The organism is Fibrobacter sp. UWR3 (assembly GCF_900143055.1).
In the GTDB taxonomy this organism is placed as follows: domain Bacteria; phylum Fibrobacterota; class Fibrobacteria; order Fibrobacterales; family Fibrobacteraceae; genus Fibrobacter.
The window spans coordinates 86,972-101,213 of record NZ_FRCW01000005.1; the positions used below are offsets into that span (position 1 = coordinate 86,972).

At 50.6% G+C, this 14,242-nt stretch carries 13 protein-coding genes; 9 read left to right on the forward strand and 4 right to left on the reverse strand.

Translation table 11 applies throughout. The features are described 5' to 3' along the window. Window positions 1–78: 78 nt before the first annotated feature. The 4 genes from BUA44_RS07995 to BUA44_RS08010 are packed head-to-tail and all read left to right on the forward strand — an operon-like array spanning window position 79 to window position 3,327. Window positions 79–990, forward strand: a complete 912-nt coding sequence (locus BUA44_RS07995; protein ID WP_072810619.1) for a DNA adenine methylase — start codon at window positions 79–81, stop codon at window positions 988–990. Beyond that, window positions 983–1,846, forward strand: a complete 864-nt coding sequence (locus tag BUA44_RS08000; protein ID WP_072810622.1) for a type II restriction endonuclease — start codon at window positions 983–985, stop codon at window positions 1,844–1,846. Before BUA44_RS07995 ends, BUA44_RS08000 begins: the two co-directional genes overlap by 8 nt. After that, entirely contained in the window at window positions 1,843–2,424 is a 582-nt protein-coding gene (locus tag BUA44_RS08005; protein ID WP_072810624.1) for a hypothetical protein, read from the forward strand. The genes BUA44_RS08000 and BUA44_RS08005 overlap by 4 nt, the downstream gene beginning before the upstream one ends. Window positions 2,425–2,445: 21 nt before the next feature. Beyond that, the gene (locus tag BUA44_RS08010) at window positions 2,446–3,327 is read left to right on the forward strand and encodes a DNA-methyltransferase (protein ID WP_072811036.1); all 882 of its coding nucleotides are present in this window, start codon (window positions 2,446–2,448) and stop codon (window positions 3,325–3,327) included. Between the two features lie 23 nt (window positions 3,328–3,350). Here the strand turns inward: BUA44_RS08010 and lspA are convergent, their stop codons facing one another. From lspA to BUA44_RS08025, 3 genes are all read right to left on the reverse strand, one after another. After that, window positions 3,351–3,932 carry a signal peptidase II gene (lspA, locus tag BUA44_RS08015; protein WP_072810627.1) on the reverse strand — a complete coding sequence of 194 codons (582 nt, stop codon included), beginning with the start codon at window positions 3,930–3,932 and terminating at the stop codon, window positions 3,351–3,353. Window positions 3,933–3,993: 61 nt separating this feature from the next. Then, window positions 3,994–5,118, reverse strand: coding sequence for a squalene/phytoene synthase family protein (locus BUA44_RS08020; protein ID WP_072810629.1), 1,125 nt, complete (start codon window positions 5,116–5,118; stop codon window positions 3,994–3,996). A 163-nt stretch (window positions 5,119–5,281) separates the two neighbouring features. Continuing rightward, window positions 5,282–5,860 (reverse strand): hypothetical protein, encoded by a 579-nt coding sequence (locus BUA44_RS08025; RefSeq protein ID WP_072810631.1) that lies wholly within the window; start codon window positions 5,858–5,860, stop codon window positions 5,282–5,284. A 351-nt stretch (window positions 5,861–6,211) separates the two neighbouring features. Here BUA44_RS08025 and dnaA point away from each other — a divergent pair, with 351 nt between their 5' ends. The 5 genes from dnaA to BUA44_RS08050 all read left to right on the forward strand — a co-directional run bounded on the left by dnaA (window position 6,212) and on the right by BUA44_RS08050 (window position 11,899). Continuing rightward, a complete protein-coding gene (gene dnaA, locus BUA44_RS08030; protein ID WP_072810633.1) occupies window positions 6,212–7,537 on the forward strand; it encodes a chromosomal replication initiator protein DnaA in 1,326 nt (441 codons plus the stop codon). A gap of 104 nt (window positions 7,538–7,641) precedes the next feature. Beyond that, window positions 7,642–8,340, forward strand: a complete 699-nt coding sequence (locus tag BUA44_RS08035) for a cysteine peptidase family C39 domain-containing protein (protein WP_072810635.1) — start codon at window positions 7,642–7,644, stop codon at window positions 8,338–8,340. Window positions 8,341–8,344: 4 nt separating this feature from the next. Then, on the forward strand, window positions 8,345–9,850 hold the full coding sequence (locus tag BUA44_RS08040) for a RimK family protein (RefSeq protein WP_072810637.1): 1,506 nt from the start codon (window positions 8,345–8,347) through the stop codon (window positions 9,848–9,850). A gap of 109 nt (window positions 9,851–9,959) precedes the next feature. Beyond that, window positions 9,960–11,192 carry a glutamate-cysteine ligase family protein gene (locus BUA44_RS08045; RefSeq protein ID WP_072810639.1) on the forward strand — a complete coding sequence of 411 codons (1,233 nt, stop codon included), beginning with the start codon at window positions 9,960–9,962 and terminating at the stop codon, window positions 11,190–11,192. Then, a complete protein-coding gene (locus tag BUA44_RS08050; protein WP_178348772.1) occupies window positions 11,189–11,899 on the forward strand; it encodes an N-formylglutamate amidohydrolase in 711 nt (236 codons plus the stop codon). Before BUA44_RS08045 ends, BUA44_RS08050 begins: the two co-directional genes overlap by 4 nt. Window positions 11,900–11,901: 2 nt before the next feature. On the opposite strand, the gene BUA44_RS08055 is transcribed toward BUA44_RS08050, so the two are convergent. Next, on the reverse strand, window positions 11,902–14,145 hold the full coding sequence (locus BUA44_RS08055) for a DUF6055 domain-containing protein (RefSeq protein ID WP_255370491.1): 2,244 nt from the start codon (window positions 14,143–14,145) through the stop codon (window positions 11,902–11,904). Between the last annotated feature and the right edge of the window lie 97 nt (window positions 14,146–14,242).

Sequence of the window (14,242 nt, forward strand, 5' to 3'; positions counted from 1 at the left end):
TATAGTTATTTGATGTGCGTAATCACTTTTTTCCATTTTTGACATTTTCTGCCATTTTATTTTACTATTTTCCCAAATATGAAGCAAGATGCCAAACCTTTTATTAAGTGGGTGGGCGGGAAAACTCAACTTTTGGAGGAAATCCGCAAATATTACCCATCGCATATAGAAAAATACTGTGAACCATTCGTGGGTGGTGGTGCAGTTCTTTTCGACGTACTATCTAAGGCTCTTCCGAATGAAGTGTTAATTAATGACATTAATGCAGAACTCATTAACACATACAAGCAGATAAAAGAAAATTGTTCAGGGATGATTGATGAACTAGCAAAAATGCAAGAGAAATATTGGAGTTCCTCCCCTGAAGACAATAAATCCCTTTATTTCGAGAAGAGAGACCGCTTTAACACACTAAAAGTTAATGGAAATAAAAAAGAGAATCTTGAAAAAGCAGTACTTTTTATATTTCTTAACAAAACATGCTTCAACGGTTTATTCCGCGTTAATTCAAAAGGATTATTCAACGTTCCGTTCAATAATGCGAAGAGACCTCTTCTTTGTGATGAAGAAAACCTGAAGGCCTGTTCAACACTTCTAAAAAATGTTAAAATGACTGTTGGCAGTTATAGTCAATGCAACGATTTTATAGATAATAAAACATTCGTATATTTAGATCCTCCATATAGGCCTTTAACACAAACTGCGGCATTTACATCATACAATGAAAACGCTTTTGGTGATAAAGAACAAATCAAACTAGCCAAATTCATTGAAGAGATTTCGAATAGAAAAGCTATCGTTGTTACAAGTAATTCCGACCCAAAAAACATTTGTGAAGAAGATACATTTTTTGACAACCTCTATAAAAAATTCACAATCAAGCGAGTTTCAGCATCTAGAATGATTAATTCTAACGCAAAAAAACGTGGAGCAATAAACGAGCTACTAATTAGTAATGTAGCAGAATGTTCTAGGAGTGTCTATGGTTAAACGAAATTTCACTAAATGGTTGGAGACTTTTCGTGAAAGTATTGCAACTTATTCATACTATGTTGATTTCAACAAAGTATTCCGAAATGTAGACTCAATAAAAATTGAGCTAAACATTTTGAATTCATTAATTGGCTCAAAAAACATCAAGCAGGATTTTGAGTCGATTCTTGCTAAATATCCAGAAGTAATTAAATGCATTCCCATTCTTTTGGCAGTCCGTAGTACAGAAATCCCTATAAGCGATGAAAACGGAATGTTTGTTTATGAATTTGGCGGCATGATATATGACATTGCTGCTTATTCAGAATTTATGGAAAAATCCGGATTATTCGATTTAATGCAAAATCATTTGATTGGCAATCTAGTTGATTATGTAACAGGAGTTGAAACTGGTTTAGATTCTAATGGTCGCAAAAATCGTGGCGGTCATTTAATGGAGGACCTTGTAGAAGTATTCATTAGGAGAGCGGGATTTATAAAGGATAAGAACTATTTTAAAGAGATGTATATTTCAGACATTTCGAAGAAATGGAATATAAATTTATCCGCCATATCAAACCAAGGAAAAATGGAAAAGCGGTTCGATTTCGTAGTAAAGACAGGGGAAAAGATTTACGCCATTGAAACAAATTTCTATGGCAGCAGTGGTTCTAAATTAAATGAGACCGCAAGAAGCTATAAGACGATTGCGAACGAAGCCAAGACGATTCCAAATTTTGAATTTGTTTGGTTTACAGACGGTCTAGGCTGGGGTTCCGCAAAAAATAATTTGGAAGAAACTTTTGATGTACTGGAGCATATCTACTGCATTCATGATATAGAAAATGGAATAATGAAGGAGATTTTTAGATGACAACCTCAACTATGGACAATGCTTATAATACAAATTATTATCATGACGGATCTCTCTTTCAGTTAAGACCAGCAAAAAAAGCTATAAAGACATTTGTTTTGTCTAATGGCATAATTGTAGCAATGTTTCAAGGAAATCGTGGCGCGCATCCTGAATTAGATTTTGTCGTAAAAATACTTCGCAAAGGCAAAGATCAAAGACCGGAACCACCAATTCACACATATTGGGTAGTTGATTTAATGATTAAATCGCACATTTACCCAAATGAAATTAAAGAGGTTCTTAACTATTATATTGATTTTTATGACAAATGCAGACCTTTTGATACAGTTGAAGAACGAAATGCATATGAACCGCAATCGTTATCTTATATAATGGAAAAATTTGGTAATTTGAATGCTTTTCACACTTTGCCGATGGATTATATCGCGCTTGTTATTGAATTATTCTGTTTATGCGAGAAGCGAAACGAAGGTGCATATATGTTTAGAAATATTTTGCATATACTAAAAGATTATGTTGACGGAACTGCGGATTATATGAACGTGATAAAAGCTTCAATGCCATTAAATCGGTAAGTAATAAATTTGTTCGTAACAATGCTTAAGGCCTTCTATAAATCAAAAAAGCATGATTTCAATCTTGTTAAGGGGGATTGCATCAAGGTTCTTTCTGAACTTGATTTCCAATTTGATATGATTTTTGCAGATCCACCTTATTTTCTATCTAATGGAGGAATCTCTGTTCAAAGTGGAAAGCAAGTCAGTGTGAATAAAGGGGATTGGGATAAATCACAAGGATTTGAAAAAGATAACGAATTTAATCGCCGGTGGCTATCAGCATGCCGAGAACATTTAAAAGAAAACGGAACAATCTGGATCTCCGGCACATATCATAATATTTTCTCTGTCGCCCAGATGTTAAATGAATTAAATTTTAGAATTCTCAACTGCATCACTTGGGCAAAGACTAATCCGCCACCTAATCTAAGTTGCAAGTTCTTCACTCATTCTACCGAATTCATTCTGTGGGCAAGAAAAAACAAGAAGACTCCGCACTACTATAATTACGAGTTAATGAAGCAAATTAATGGCGGGACGCAAATGCGCGATGTATGGCAGATGCCAGCCATTGGACGCTGGGAAAAAACTTGTGGTAAACACCCTACGCAAAAGCCTTTGCCGCTTTTGGCCCGCATAATACAAGCATCTACAAAAGAAAATGCGTGGATTCTTGACCCGTTCTGCGGAAGCTCTACTACAGGAATTGCAGCAAATCTTTTAAATAGACGTTTTCTAGGTATAGACCAAGAATTACAATTCCTTAATATGTCAAAAAAACGCCGCAAAGAGATAGACAACGCCGTTATTCGTACAAACTTTCGCGAACGCATTTGTAAAGCAGCAAATGCAGAGCTACAACAAATTTTAGAACTGCACGAAAATACGCTCTATTACGGGGTCGATTTGCCCTTAAAATAACACAAAAGAAATGAAAATAAGCGCTATCCCTCCTGCTCTCCGGAGGTTTTTTCCTTAGCCTGTTCCTTTTCTTCCTTAATTTGTTTGTGAATCTCTTTCAGGATAAACGGTGAAAGAATCACGATGGCGACACCTACCGTGACGAAGGAATCCGCGACGTTGAACGTCGGGAAGCGCGTCATGATAAAGTCGGGCAAGTCGCAGTCGATAAAGTCCACGACCATCTGGAGGCGCATGCGGTCAATGAAGTTGCCAATCGCACCGCCGAGAATCATCACCACGCCAAGGCGGCTCATCCAGTCGCGCTTGTCGATATTTTTGTAGAACCAGCCCATCACTACGACGGCGACAAGCGATATCAATATAAAGAATACGGTCGGCGAAAGGAACGGCATCAGGTCTTGCGGGCGGCTGCTGAACGCGGCACCCTTGTTGAACACCAGCTGAAAGCGCAGGAATTCGCCGAGGATGTTTATCACGTCATGGTTCGGCGCGCCGGTCTCGTTCGTGAACCGGGCAAGCGCCCACAGTTTCGTGAGCTGGTCTGCCACAATGCTAAAAACGATTACGGCAATATGGAACGGCCATTTGTTGTAGAACTTCATACGTTGCCTTATACTCTTAATTTCACAGGGAGATCCTTCGACTTCGTGCTACGCACTCCGCTCAGGATGACATCACCCCTTTTTTCAATTGCAAATAGGTTTTCTCAATCCAGCGGTCGGAATAGAAATGCATCGACGTGGACTTCACGATGCGCTTCACCGTATCGCGGGTAATCTTCATCTTCTTGTCGGCGGCAAACAGGCCCGAGCCGTCGCCGATAAGCTTCATGTTCTCTGCTGCCATAAAGAGCGGCCACAGGCAGAAGAGTCGGGTACGCATCTTCACGTTCGGCACGAGCTTCGTGTACGCGATGGCATCGTCCAGGTGCCCCCACGCCTTCTTCACGAGTTCTTCCATCACGGCGGCACGGCGTGCCTCGAAATCGGCCCGCACCTCGTCCGCTACCCCTACCGGCAGGTTGAACATGTCGTAGGAATGCTCGAAGCCGTGGCGGCGGCAGATTTCCTCGGGCACAAAGCACACCCTGCGGGTCGAATCCTCCATGCAGTCCTTCACGATGTTCGCCACCTGGAGCGCAAGCCCGAAACTCACGTCAAGTTTTTGCATCTCGGCCTTGCGCGCATCGCCAATCAGGCAGGTATCGGCCGCAAACAGATTCGTGAGCAGCTTCCCGACAATGCCCGCAACGTAATAGCAGTACTCGTCCAGGTCGGCGATACTCTCGAGCGTAAACCAGCCGGAAGAGAGCGCGGCCTCCTGCCTAAGCGCAAACTTCGCCATGCCATGGCACATCTCGATAGTCACGGCGCGCACCGGGGCGGCATAGACCTCGGGCAGTTCCTTCAGGAGCGGCACTACCACGTGCGTATGCAGGCACAGGTTCATGTACGGGTGATCGGACTTGCGCCAGTTTTCGGGCAGGGCATCCTCGAACGCGGCAATCGCCCCATCGGGCAAATCGGCGGTCCTAAAAATGTCGGCGAATTTCCCGAGCAGCACCTCCTTCTCGGAGGCCTTCATGTCGGGGTCGTCTTCCACCGTATCGGCTATGCGCAGGTACAGGTACGCAAGCAGGATGCTCCTGTGGAGCCGTCCCTTGAGCACATTGATATTGAGCGCGAACGTACGCGAAACGTGCAGCAGGATTTCCTCGGCGTAAAGCCACGCCTTCTTGCCTTCGAGCACATCCTCGCCCATTCCAAGTGAATCAAGTATATTCGCCATTTTCTAGTTACTAGTTATTAGTTGTTAGTCATTAGTTATTAGTTGAAGTCAGGCGGCATTACCGCAAAAAAAAACTAATGACCATTGACTAATGACCTTGTACATAAAGTTATAAAATCCTAATCACCCTTTTGTCCGTCACCCTTCGACATTCGCGCCAAAACTAGTACATCGTCTCGGCGTAGACATCGGGCGGAATCTTCTTCGTCTTCGCCATCGCCCTCACGTACTTCCAAAAACGCCTGTGTTCCTGCGCGTGGCGGAGCTTCTTGTTGTAACTCCAGATAGTACGGTTGTGGATATCGGGCTCGCTCATGAACGTGCCCTTGCTTTCCGTCTCGTAGCGCACCTTGCGGTATTCCAAGAAATATGCGGAGGTGAACATCGCGGCAATCCTGCCCATCGCAATACTGTAGAGCACTGCGGCCAGAATCATCGCCGGGGCAATCGCCACAAGGCCGTAGACCGGCTCGCAAATGCCGAACCTGCGGAACAGCCAGCATACGCTCACCGAGAGCGCGACCGAGGCAACGAGCGAGAACACGAAATTCAGCAGGCGAAGTTTCGCCTTACGGGAATGGATTTCGGCGGACGAGCCCGAGACATACGCCCATCTTTGCCCCTTCTTGACCATCTTATGCATAAAAAGCGGGTACGAGAAACGCCAGAACCAAAAATAGAGAGCCACCCACAGCAAAAGGGGCAGCCATATCACGTAATCAAGTTTATCAAGGTATTCCATACGGGCTCAAATATAGAAATTTCGGCAAAAAACAAGGCCCAAAACAGGCTGGCAGAGAACCGGGCCAAAACCGCCGGCGCGTGCCAAAGCAGCCTGTTAGTTTGTACAAAATACCGTCTTTCGGGGAGCTTCCAGGCCCGGAAGGTGGGTTGAGCAGCCCACCGCACGCCGGAATTCATAACTTACGGTGTATCAAGGACTTACGGTGCCGGTTCGACCTCGAAAAAGGCCTTTTTCAGGGTCACCTCGCTAGACTTATCAACATCAAAGCATATTTTTTATAAATTTAGAGTCCAACTGTTGATAGATTTTCGTGTCCCGGAAACTGCCGGACAAGGGATAGAACGCGTTATGCAAGTCGAATGGGAAAGATGTCTGAACTACCTGCGCGGAATGCTCTCCGATTCCGTCTATAAGACTTATTTCGCCCAGACCAAGATGGTAAACCAGACCACCGGTCACGCCGTCATTTCGGTGCAGCCCGGACTGGATACTAAGGTCTATGCCGCCTACAAGGAACTCATCAAGCTCGGCTGGAAAGAGGCCACGCACAGCGAGACCCCCATGGAATTCGAGTTCCAGCCGCAGGAAGTTGCCCCGAAGGCAAATACCGAGACCGACAACAGCTTCAGGGATTTCCTCAAGCCGAGCGTGCCTCTCTCCCCCAGTTTCCGCTTCGAGAATTTTGTGCCCGGCGACAAGGCGCAGCTCGCGTTCAATGCGGCAATCGCTGTCGCAAAGAATCCCGACGGCACGCAGTACAACCCGCTGTTCATCTACGGTTCCTCGGGCCTCGGCAAGACTCACCTGCTGCAGGCCATCGGCAACTACGTGCTCGAAGAAGACCCGAACAAGCGTGTGTGCTACCTTACCAGCGAAGACTTTTCGCAGCAGTACATGAAGTGCCTGCGCGACGGTCGCGTGACCGAGATGAGCGACTTCTACCGTAACGAAGTCGACATCCTCCTCATCGACGATATCCAGAACTGGACCGGCAAATACGAGACGCAGAACGAGTTCTTCCTCATATTCAACGCGCTGCACCAGGCCGGCAAGCAGATCGTGCTTACCTCCGATGCGCCCGCGGGCGAAGTGAAGAACCTCTCCGACCGCCTCGTGAGCCGCTTCTCCTGGGGCCTTACTGTGGACATCCAGCCGCCCGACGTGGAAACCCGCGAAGCCATTCTCCACAAGAAGGCCGAAGAACGCCACCTCGAGATTAGCGACGAGGTGCTGCACTTCCTCGCCGAAAAGATTGCAAGCAACGTGCGCTGCCTCGAAAGCGCCATCATCAAGCTCACGCTGCAGTCGAGCCTGATGAACCACGATATCGACATGAGCATCGCGCAGAAGGTCGCAGCAGAAATCGCCCCGACTCTCCGCCGCCGCGTAAGCCTCGATGCCGTTCTCCACACGGTATCGCAGCACTACGAGGTTCCCGAGGCCAAACTCACAGAACCCGGCCGCGGCACCAAGGAAATTTCCAAGGCCCGCCAAGTCGCGATGTACCTCATGCGCGAATGTTCCTCCATCAGCCTGCAGAGCATCGGCTCTCGCTTCGGCGGCAAGGACCACTCCACCGTGGTTCACGCCATCAAGAGCGTCAAGAAGGAAATGGAGACGGACGCCGCATTCGCACGCCTTATCGAAGGCCTCAAGAACGCCATCCACGACTAATTTTTATATTTGACATACCCATTGACGACCCGGGAAAACATCCCGACAGCCGCTAGACGAGAACGGATAAACCTCCGGCTTAAAAGGCATAAAAAGGCAATACGATGGACATCAAGATTCTGCAGCAGCCCGACGATGTGACATGCGGGCCAACAAGCCTCCAGGCGGTCTACAACCACCTCGGCTACAAGATTTCTTTAAAGCAGCTCATTTCTGAAATTGAATTTTTGGAAGACGGCGGAACGCTCGGCGTGTTCCTCGGCATCGATGCCCTGAAGCGCGGGTTCAAGGTCACGCTACATTCGTACAACCTCACGCTCCTGGACCCCACGTGGAGCACTCTCAGCATGCCGGAACTGAAGGCGAAGCTGGAACTTTTGCACAAGGCAAAACACGCTCCCAAGCTCCGCAAGGCCATCGAGGCGTACATCCGCTTTATCGATTTGGGCGGAACCGTTGCTTTTTCCGACCTGCGCGTCGCCATGTTCGAAAAATACTTCAAGAAGGGCGTACCCGTGCTCTGCGGGCTTTCGGCCACCTACCTGTACCGCAGCATGCGCGAGTTCACCGGCAAAGACGACAAGTCCGTATTCGACGACATTCACGGCGAGCCCATGGGGCATTTCGTCGTGGTGTACGGCATCGACGAAAAGAAACAGTTCATGGTGGCCGACCCCGACGGCACCAATCCGTTGCACAAGACGCCTTACTACAAGGTGGACAAGTTCCGCCTGCTCCACAGCATACTGCTCGGCGTCATGACCTACGACGGCAACGTGCTTGTTATAGAGAATAAGAAATAGGATCATGAAAAAGTTAATCGTTGTAAACAATCCCAAGCACTGGAAGTTACACGTTCCGGGCATAGACATCATCTCGGCGCAGGACTACCTGATTTCGAGCAAGTACACGAACGAGCGCAACCTGCGCGTATTCAACCTCTGCCGCGATTACAGTTACCAGAGCAAGGGCTACTACGTGTCGCTTTTGGCCGAGGCCCGCGGGCACAAGGTTATCCCGGGCGTCAAGAACATGCGCGACTTCAAGGCCCCGGCCGTAATCAAGCACATCTCCGACGAAATCGATAACCTGATTCAGAAGAGCCTGCACAAGCTTACCGGCACAGAATTCGTGCTCTCGATTTACTTTGGGCAGAACGTGAGCCCGCAATACCTGGAACTTTCGCAGGAACTCTACCGCCTGTTCCAGGCGCCGCTGCTTCGCGCGAAATTCGTGTTCAAGCAGAAGTGGTTCATCCAGAGCATCCGCCCGATTTGCGTGGACGAGATTCCCGAATCGCACATGGAATTCGTGGACAAGTTTGCGCAGGAATACTTCGAAAAAACCCGCTATGCCTCCAGCAAGGAAGAGGATTACCTGTACGACCTCGCCATCCTCACGAACCCGGATGAAGTGGAGCCGCCGAGCAACGCGGAAGCCATACAGCACTTTGTGAAGGCGGCGGAAGATACGGGATTCCGCGTGGAGATGATTACCCGCAAGGATTACCCGCGAGTGGGCGAATTCGACGCGCTGTTTATCCGCGAGACGACAAACGTGAACCACTACACCTACAGTTTTGCACGCCGTGCACAGTCGCTGGGCATCGCCGTCATCGACGACCCGGACAGCATATTGCGCTGCTCCAACAAGGTGTACCTGCAAGAACTGATGCAGGCGGCAAAAATACACTCACCCAAGACGATTATCGCGCACGCCGAAAACCGCCACACGCTCGCCAAGGAAATCGGGTTCCCGATGGTCATCAAGTCGCCGGATTCGAGTTTTTCGATGGGCGTGAAGAAGGCGACCAACAAGGAAGAACTCGAGCAGATTCTCGACGAGATGTTCGAGCACAGCGACCTGCTTATTGCGCAGGAGTTCACCCCGACGGAATTCGACTGGCGCGTGGGAGTGCTCGACGGCAAGCCGCTTTACGCCTGCAAGTACCACATGGCGAAGGGCCACTGGCAAATCTACAACTGGGAAAGCAATGACAAGCAAAGCGAAGAATTTTCGGGTAAGTGCGAAAGCATCCCTATAGAGATGGTGCCGCACGGAATCGTGAAGACCGCCCTCAAGATTTGCAGCCTGATTGGCAACGGGCTCTATGGTGTCGACCTGAAGGAATGGCACGGCCACCCGATTGTGATTGAAGTGAACGACAACCCGAGTATCGACGCGGGCATCGAAGATGGCGTAGGCAAGAGCAAAGTTTACCTTGCCGTCATGAGGTCGCTGCGTCACCGCATCGAGGAACGCATGAACGCCGCACAACACAAACTGCAAATGCACGAGAAGGAATGGTTCTAAAATTCCGGATAAAAAAATCATATAAAAGGTCAATAGTCATTAGTCAATGGTCATTGGCTTTTTATAATCGCGGCTTCGCCGCCTAACTTTAACTAACAACTAATGACTAATGACTAATTACAAACTTTGGCAACGTTACGGCATCGAGATGGAGTACATGATCGTGGACAGAAACACGCTCGACGTGCTCCCGCGTGCCGACGTGGCCCTCGGAAAAGACAAGAACGGCGAGCAGCTCTCTGACGTGGAACACGGCCCCATCGGGCTTTCAAACGAACTCGTGAGCCACGTGCTGGAATTCAAGTGCGCAGAACCTGTCGACAGCCTCAAGCATTTGGGCAAGACCTTCCATCACGAAATCGTGAAGGCGAACGAAACGCTCAAGAGCATCAACGCGATGCTTTTGCCCACGGCAGCGCACCCCTTCATGGACCCCGCCGTAATGCAGCTCTGGCCCTACGACTGCCTCGACATCTACCAGGCATACGACCGCATTTTCAACTGCAAGGGGCACGGCTGGGCGAACCTGCAATCCACCCACATCAACCTCTCTTTCCACGGCGATGAGGAATTCGGCAAATTGCACGCAGCCATCCGCGCATTGCTCCCGCTGATTCCCGCCGTAGCGGCCTCTAGCCCGTTTTTGGACAGCAAATACTGCGGTTACCTGGACGGGAGAATCGAGACCTACCGCCACAACCAGGAGAAAATCCCGAGCATCACGGGCAAAGTGATTCCCGAAGCGGTCTTTACCTACAAGGATTACGAGGAACAGATTTTTAACAAAGTAAAGGCGGATATCGCACCGTACGATCCCGACCACCTGCTGAACCACTTCTTCTTGAATAGCCGCGGAGCCATCGCGCGCTTTGACCGCGGGGCCATAGAAATCCGCCTGGTCGACATCCAGGAATGCCCCGATGCAGACATCGCGATTGCCGAATGGGAAGTCGCCGTATTGAAAGGTCTTGTGGAAGGCAAATTTGCGAATGAGTCGCAAATCCGCGCACTCGATACGGACGCCCTCGCGAAAATTCTGCTCGCCACCACGCGTTTTGCCGAAAAGACGGTAATAAACGACCGTGATTTCCTGAATGTCTGGAACATTGACGCGAGCGAAATCACCGCAGGCGAACTCGTACAACGCATCACGGAGAAAGTCCGCAGCAAGATTTCCGACCACTCGCAGGCACTGCTCGCCAGCATGCTCAAACGCGGAACGCTCGCCAGCGCCCTCGTGAAGAACGTCGGTGCAGACCCCGACCGGGACGACTTCGTGTACGAATACGGCCGCCTCGCCCACTGCCTTGCGGAGAACAGACTGTACGGAGTGGAAGAGTGATTAGACGAAAGACGAAAGACGAAAGACGAAAGAAAATCGCGTCCAAGTCCGTTCTGATCCTCACTTGCGAGCATGCCAGCAACAAGTTGCCCGCAGCGTTCAAGAAAGCTGTTCCCGCAAAAGTCCTGGAAACGCACCGCGCCTACGACATCGGAGCGTGCGCAGTATTCAGCAAGCTGGTGAAGTTCGCAAAGCCCGAATTCCACTGCGAAGGGAAATTTTCGCGTCTGTTCGTCGACCTGAACCGCACCATCACGAACAAGAGCGCATTCAGCGATTACTATAAACAACTCGAAAAACGCGACCCCGCGACCGCCGCAAAAATGAAGGCCCAAGCCACCGCCTACTGGACGGAATACCGCGAGAACATCGAAAAGTTTGTCTCTAAAAACATAGGGTCGCTTCGACAGGCTCAGCGACCTGAAGCGGCCATCGTTCACCTCGGCATCCACAGCTTTACGCCCGTACTGAACGGCAAGACCCGCAATGCCGATATCGGAATCCTGTACGACCCGAGCCGCCCCGCAGAATGCAAGCTCGCGCGAATCATCAAGGACGAAATCAAGCGACTTTACCCGCAGATGAAGGTGCGTTTCAACTACCCGTACAAGGGCACCTCCGACGGGCTCACCACCACGCTGCGCAAAAAATTCGGCCCGCAATACGCAGGCCTTGAAATTGAAATCAACCAGAAGTTTTTCCTGTAATCCTACCGCTTGCTGCCGCTCACGCGGTAGCGGTATTCGCGTCCGTTTTTCTTGACGCGGACAAACAGGGACTGTTCCTTCGAATCGAAGTAGAGTCGCGGTTTCTGCGAATCCACAGCACGCTTGCCCGTAAGAACCGGGTTAACCGTCGTCGAATCGTCCCCGGGGCCTACCGACGTAGAATCGTCGGCTACGGTGTACCACTGCGCATTCTCGATACTTGCGGTCGCGTCGGTCGGGGGCGTCGTGAGGTTCGCGCCGTAGTTCGCATTGTTCAGCATGCCGTCGTCGACCATGCCGTAGAACACGCCCTTCGTAAGTTCTTTCGTGAAGTTGTTCTCGAGGTCGCCGCGCAGCTGTGCCGTGCCGGAAAGTTTCTTGCCGTTTACCGCCCACATCACGCCATAGACCTGCGCGTAGTCCGTCACGGTGGTGTTCACGATAATCGAAATCGCCCCCACCTTTGCGTGCCCGCTGATGGTACCGCTCACGAGCCAGGCATCTTCTTCGAGCACGGCATCGTCGGAAATTGTACCTGCGGTTACGAGCGCACGCCCGCGGACAGTCGCATTCCCGCTAATTGTCCCGCCGTTAACGACCGCGAAATCCTCGATTCGCGCGTTTCCACTAATCGTCCCGCCGTTAACGACCGCGTCGGGGCCCACGTACACGCTCGCATCGACCTTCGCCTTGCTGCTCACGAGGCCGCCGCCGTTACTATGCTGCTTGTAGCCGTTCGCATTCGAAGGCTTCCAGAAATCCTTGTTGTAACCCTCGGGAGCGCCGTTTACGACTTCGATCATGTACGGGTAGCGGTAAATACTGTAGTAGAACTGGTCCCAGAGAATCGTCTGCATCTCGGTCGGCGTTGCAGTTACGGCCAGCCATAAGGCCTTGTCGTTTGCCTTCGTCTCGATTTCCAGATTGAATCCCGTGCCATGCTTCATCTCGCTATAGCGCGGCGTGCCATCGCTGCCTTCCGCCACAAGGCCTACCGTCCAGCCCGAAGCCGGATCCGGCAGCTTATCCGGCGCGTAGTTGCACCACCTGTACGTCTTGCCCATGTAGTAATCCGTATTGTCGCCAAAACAGGTGTAACCGTTCACGGTCGGCTTGTCCTGCACGATTCCGCGGAACTTGACCGTCACCTTTCCCGCCTTTTCGGGGTAGATGCGCACCAGGTTGTAGCCCCAACGCTGCGGAGCCCAATAGCTTGGCGAAATGTAACGGTCCGCGCACGCCTCGCCAGCATTCCCGCCAGCAGCCTCGCCCGCCGCACATTCCATCTTGTTCAGCATGGTCACGCGCGGGTGCCTGCGGTAATTGTCGCCCCAGCCCGAAGCCTCGCGCCTCGTCGCAAATTCGTAATCGCCCCAGGACTTCTTGTACAACGCCTTTTTCGCGGGCGCATATTCGAGCGTCGCGTTCTTCATCGCGAACTTGCCGAACTGCTGGTTCAAACTATCGAGCGACCAGCCGTAAACCTTCATCATGGCCGTAAACGGAGTCTGTTCCATGCGGCCGGTTTCCCCATCGCGGATGGATTCCATCCATATACGGTTCACCTCGTGCGCGCCCTTATTGCCGCCGCCGAATTCCTCCTTGAGGTGTTCGAAGAACTGCCAGTTGCAGTAACGGTCACGCGTAGAGCCGTAGTAGAGGAACGGGTAGTTGATAAGGTATTCCGCGCAGTGGGCGTCATTCGGGTTGTACTGGTGCGCCATCCAGTTCGCATGGCATTCCGCAAACCAGCCCGAATGGCTGTTGTTGCCCATCCAGCCCGCCACTCCCTGCAGGCCGTGCGCAAACTCGTGCGATGTACCCCAGTAATCCTTGAGGGATCCCACGCCAATCCACATACCGGGCCCGTATTCGCCATTCAGGCCCTTCACGTAGTCCTGCCCGCCGTAGAGCGCCGCCATCACGGAGTTGTCGAATACGTAGATGTTGCTCTTGAGCTTCCTATCGGGGCTACTCGGGAACGGGAGCATCCATCCGAGCGAATCGATGTAGAACGAGAAAACCTTCTCGAGCGACTGAAGCACGCCCTGCGCATCCGCCGTAGGGATAGACACGTTGTTCGCCTGCCCGTCATCCGTCTTGGGCTTCTTGCAGACCTCAAAATGCTCCGATTCGGCAATCAACGTAAAGCCGTTGCTTGCGCACTGGTTTACCCACTCGATGGCCGCGGCGTTCGAAACCAACCCTGCCACGGCAAACCCAACCAACATCCTGTTCAATTTCATTGCGTACTCCAATTAATACCGCACAAAAATTCCGACACACCCGCGCCGGTTAATACTGAATTTATCCTTTTTTGCGCAAAAAAAGAAGGGCTCCGGA

Excerpts from the sequence above, each read along its gene's own strand:
- BUA44_RS07995 (WP_072810619.1), top strand. The coding sequence starts at position 79 with ATGAAGCAAGATGCCAAACCTTTTATTAAGTGGGTGGGCGGGAAAACT.
- BUA44_RS08000 (WP_072810622.1), top strand. The coding sequence starts at position 983 with ATGGTTAAACGAAATTTCACTAAATGGTTGGAGACTTTTCGTGAAAGT.
- BUA44_RS08005 (WP_072810624.1), top strand. The coding sequence starts at position 1,843 with ATGACAACCTCAACTATGGACAATGCTTATAATACAAATTATTATCAT.
- BUA44_RS08010 (WP_072811036.1), top strand. The coding sequence starts at position 2,446 with ATGCTTAAGGCCTTCTATAAATCAAAAAAGCATGATTTCAATCTTGTT.
- lspA (WP_072810627.1), bottom strand. The coding sequence starts at position 3,932 with ATGAAGTTCTACAACAAATGGCCGTTCCATATTGCCGTAATCGTTTTT.
- BUA44_RS08020 (WP_072810629.1), bottom strand. The coding sequence starts at position 5,118 with ATGGCGAATATACTTGATTCACTTGGAATGGGCGAGGATGTGCTCGAA.
- BUA44_RS08025 (WP_072810631.1), bottom strand. The coding sequence starts at position 5,860 with ATGGAATACCTTGATAAACTTGATTACGTGATATGGCTGCCCCTTTTG.
- dnaA (WP_072810633.1), top strand. The coding sequence starts at position 6,212 with ATGCAAGTCGAATGGGAAAGATGTCTGAACTACCTGCGCGGAATGCTC.
- BUA44_RS08035 (WP_072810635.1), top strand. The coding sequence starts at position 7,642 with ATGGACATCAAGATTCTGCAGCAGCCCGACGATGTGACATGCGGGCCA.
- BUA44_RS08040 (WP_072810637.1), top strand. The coding sequence starts at position 8,345 with ATGAAAAAGTTAATCGTTGTAAACAATCCCAAGCACTGGAAGTTACAC.
- BUA44_RS08045 (WP_072810639.1), top strand. The coding sequence starts at position 9,960 with ATGACTAATTACAAACTTTGGCAACGTTACGGCATCGAGATGGAGTAC.
- BUA44_RS08055 (WP_255370491.1), bottom strand. The coding sequence starts at position 14,145 with ATGAAATTGAACAGGATGTTGGTTGGGTTTGCCGTGGCAGGGTTGGTT.